Raw genomic sequence first — 4,181 nt, forward strand, 5'->3', positions numbered from 1 at the left:
CGGCGCCCGCCGGGTTTCCGAGACGCTCGGGATCCCGCATTACGTGCTCGACTATGAAGAGCGCTTCCGCAAGGCCGTCATCGATCCCTTCGCCGAGAGCTACGTCGCCGGGGAGACGCCCATCCCCTGCGTGTCCTGCAACCAAACGGTCAAGTTCGCGGACCTTTTGGCCACCGCCCAGGATCTCGGCGCCGATGCTTTGGCCACGGGCCATTACATCCGCTCGCGCGCCAATGGCGCGCATCGCGCGCTCTACAGGCCGGTCGATGCAGACCGCGACCAGAGCTATTTCCTATTCGCCACGACCCAGGCGCAGATCGACTATCTGCGCTTCCCGCTCGGCGGACTTCCCAAGCCGCAGGTGCGGGCGATCGCCGAGGAGATGGGGCTGACGGTCGCCGCCAAGCAGGACAGCCAGGACATCTGCTTCGTGCCGCAGGGCAAGTACTCCGACATTATCGCCAAGCTGAAGCCGGCGGCCGCCAATCCAGGCGATATTGTCCATATCGACGGTCGCGTGCTCGGGCGTCACGAAGGCATCTTGCGCTACACGATCGGCCAGCGCCGCGGCATCGGCATCGCTTCGGGCGAGCCGCTCTACGTCGTCCATCTCGACGCCGACCGCGCCCGCGTCATTGTCGGCCCGCGCGAGGCGCTGGAGACGCACAGGATCTACCTGCGCGCCATGAACTGGCTCGGCGACGGCCCGCTCTCCGACGTTCCGGCCGGCGGGATCGAGCTTTTCGCAAAAGTCCGTTCGACCCGGCCGCCGCGCCCGGCCGTGCTGCATCACCGCGACGGCGTCACCTCGGTCGAGCTGGTCGACGGCGAATCCGGCATCGCGCCCGGACAGGCCTGCGTGCTCTATTCCGATGACGGCGATGAGGCGCGAGTCTATGGCGGCGGCTTTATCGAGCGCTCCGAGCGCGGCGCCGAGGCCGAGGCGATGCTATCCAGGCTTGCGCAGCAGCCCGCGCACGTCCCCGCCGAGTAACCCACGCCTTCAATCGGGCGCTTTGCCTCAGGATTCCCTTTTGTGGACGCGCCTTAAGCGGGCGACCCGCTATGCGCCACCGTCCCAGCCGTCAGGATGCGCAGCACCCGGATCGCTTCCTCGCCGTCGGTGCGGGGTTCGGCGCGCGTCTCGATGCACTGCATGAAGTGGGCGAGCTCGCGCGTCAGCGGCATGCCTTCGCCGACCGTAACGTAGGAAGGCTCGTTGGCGGTGAACGCCCACTGGCCGCTGTCCTGCCAGACAGCGTGCCTGTAGACGGCAAGCTTGCGCTCCCACGGCTCGACATCGTCGAACACCGCCATCGCCTTGGTTCCGACCACGGTCAGCCGGCGCTCGCGATAGGGATTGAGACGAGAAGCGAACAGATGGCTGCGCACGCCGTTCGGAAAGCGCATGTGCAGATGCGCGAAGTCGCTGAGGTTGTCGAGCAGTGCCGCGCCCTCGCCCCTGACCTCGATCGGCTCGGTGCCGGTGATGGCGAGGATCATCGAGAGGTCATGCGGCGCAAGGTCCCAGAGCGCGTCGTTCTCGGTGTGAAACTTGCCGAGGCCGAGCCGGTGCGAGTGGATGTAGCGCACCTCGCCGAGCTCGCCATTGTCGATCAACGCCTTCAGCGTCTCGAAGGCGGGGTGGAAGCGCAGCACGTGGCCCACCATGAAGACGCGGCCATTGTTCCTGGCCGCCTGCACCGAACGCTCGGCGTCCGCGACCGTCAGCGCGATCGGCTTTTCCACCAGCACGTCCTTGCCGCCCTCGATGGCGCGCAGCGCCATGTCGGCATGGAATTGCGGCGGCAGCGCCATGACAATGGCGTCGACATCGGCGCGCTCGAACAACTCGTCCGGCCCGATCGCCAGGCAGTCCTGCTCGCTGGCAAAGCCTTCGGCGCGGGCACGGTTGACGTCGGAAACGGCATGGAGCACGCCAAGCGCCTTGAGGGTGCGGATGTGGTTGCTGCCCCAGTATCCGCAACCGAGGACGGCGATGCGCGGCTTCATTCGTTCAAACTCTAGAATTTCGTGGCCGAGACATAGCGACGTGCCCCGTCGAACTCAACCCCGATTGCATGCGCTTCAGCGTCTGCCCGGCAAGGCTTTTCCGGGATGAGATTATGCTGATGCGTGCGGCTTGACAGCTTTGCCCTGCCAACCTTATATCCGCGCGACCTTGGCGAACGCCTCGAATTGCCCACGACCGGTGTGGTTCTTCGAGCCTCTTCGCCGCTCCTGGCGGAGTAGCTCAGTTGGTTAGAGCACGGGAATCATAATCCTGGGGTCGGGGGTTCAAGTCCCTCCTCCGCTACCATCTCACACCTGTCCGACCCGAATACATCGTTCGTGACTTGCTCGGACCCGGTTCGGTGATTTGCCGGCAGGCGCGGCACCCAGCTCCTACTGCCCGGGCTTGTGGGAAAGCCGGTCCAGCGCGTCTCGAAGCGCAGTGGCGGCACCGCCACGCTCATCGGCGGACATCAGCCCCGGTTCAAGTTCCAGCCTGAAGTGCGGCAGCTCGGTTCGAACAACGCGACAGGCGCCCGCTAGATTGGCCTTGATGACGCGGTAGGTAGCGACCGGATAGGCGATGCCCTTGACCTGGACGTGCCCCATCTCCTCACAATCGATCGTGTCCTTCACTTGCGCAAACGTCTCGTAGGAAATGAGGATGGTCCCCGGAGCCGCCTCTTGTTCCAGGCGCGAGGCGAGATTCACGGCGCCGCCGATTATCGTGTAATCCATCCGGTCCTCGCTGCCGAAGTTACCGACGGTGCAGTAGTCGGTATGGATGCCGATGCGGCAGCGCAGCGGTGTTTCGATCCCCATGTCCCGCCAGACCTCCGTAAGCTCGCTGATCCGCTTTTGCATGGCAAGCGCCATCTGCACGCAAGCCAGCGCGTCCTGCTTGACGCCGCGCGTCTCAGGGTCGCCGAAAAACATCAGGATCGCGTCGCCGACGTACTTGTCGATCGTGGCACCATGATCCAACGCGATTTTCGACATTTCCGTCAGGTAGTGATTGAGGAGCTGGGTGAGATCCTCGGATTCCATCTTGTCGGTGGTCTCGGTAAAGCCGGCGATATCGGAGAAGCATATGGTCAGCTTCTTACGCTGGCTGGCGATTCTAACGTCTTGGCGGCCGGTGAATATCGAGCTGTACACTTGGGGCGCCAGATATTTCGCCAGCTTGCTGGAAAGCGCTTCCAGGGCAGCGGACTTCTCGGCGAGGTTCTCCTCCCTTTGCTTCAGCTCGGTGATGTCCGAATAGACGGCGACCGTGCCGCCGGCGCTGATCCGCCGCTCGTTTATCATGATCCATCGTCCGTCGCCCCGCCGCTGCACCCACGGTTCGCCGGGGTTACGGTGCCGCCATAGGCGCTCCGCGACCCACTCATCGACCCGACCCTCGGCATCCCTGATGTAGCCACGCTCCGCGGATCGGCGAATGATCTCCTCGAATGCCATGCCGGGGGTTAGCTCTGCCTCCAGACCGGCGTATAGCAGTTCGCGGTAGCGGCTGTTGCTAAGGACAAGCCAGTCCTCTTTGTCATAGAGAGCGAAACCTTCGGAAATGCTTTCGATGGCATCGACCAGCCGCTGACGCGCTTCTGCAACGTCGCGCAGGTTCTTTTCCTCGACCTCGACAGCGGTATCCCGGAAGAGGCTCAGCGCCTCGGCCATGCGCCCGATTTCGTCGCTGCCCGCCGCCGGCAGCGGCGCACGAAGGTCGCCGCCCGCGATCGCGAGCATGCCCTGACTCACCGCTCCCAGACGGGCGAGTAGGCTGCGGTCGACATAGAGCCAGACGACCAGAACCGAGCTCAACAGGCTGAGAAACGCAGAGCCGAGGACAACTCCGGTGCCGTAGCGCTGGACGAGCGCGGCTTCGCGACCGGAGGCAGCGATCTCGCGGTCCGCTGCGGCGACAAGACGGTCGACGGCTGCGGTCAGACTGCGCGACAGCCGATTGTTTTCAGCCAGAAGCTTTTCGCCCTGCGAGAGGACCGCAAGCTCCTCCTCCCGTGCCTTCGGGATGCTGCTCTCACCATCGGTGAGTACCTCGAACTCGTCCACCCGCTGCCGAAAACGGGTTTGCAGCTTTTCGTCGATCTCCGAGGAAGCCGTTTCCAGAGCGGCGAGGCGATCTGGCGTTGATCCTGTTTCCGCTGCAC

The 4,181-nt window shown here is 64.3% G+C and carries 3 protein-coding genes and 1 tRNA gene; 2 read left to right on the forward strand and 2 right to left on the reverse strand.

Annotation, left to right across the window (positions count from 1 at the left end):
* On the forward strand, window positions 1–994 hold a 994-nt coding region (gene mnmA / locus EOA79_RS22130), incomplete at its 5' end, for a tRNA 2-thiouridine(34) synthase MnmA (RefSeq protein WP_245489913.1).
* A 53-nt stretch (window positions 995–1,047) separates the two neighbouring features.
* On the opposite strand, the gene EOA79_RS22135 is transcribed toward mnmA, so the two are convergent.
* Window positions 1,048–2,013 carry a Gfo/Idh/MocA family oxidoreductase gene (locus EOA79_RS22135; RefSeq protein ID WP_095823321.1) on the reverse strand — a complete coding sequence of 322 codons (966 nt, stop codon included), beginning with the start codon at window positions 2,011–2,013 and terminating at the stop codon, window positions 1,048–1,050.
* Between the two features lie 230 nt (window positions 2,014–2,243).
* On the opposite strand from EOA79_RS22135, the gene EOA79_RS22140 reads away from it, so the two are divergent.
* Window positions 2,244–2,320, forward strand: a tRNA-Met gene (locus tag EOA79_RS22140).
* A gap of 86 nt (window positions 2,321–2,406) precedes the next feature.
* Here the strand turns inward: EOA79_RS22140 and EOA79_RS22145 are convergent.
* Window positions 2,407–4,181, reverse strand: a 1,775-nt coding sequence (locus tag EOA79_RS22145; protein WP_128293270.1) for an adenylate/guanylate cyclase domain-containing protein, incomplete at its 5' end; no start/stop codon positions are given.

The sequence above is a fragment of the Mesorhizobium sp. M1A.F.Ca.IN.020.03.2.1 genome, from assembly GCF_004023205.1.
Taxonomy (GTDB): Bacteria; Pseudomonadota; Alphaproteobacteria; order Rhizobiales; family Rhizobiaceae; genus Mesorhizobium.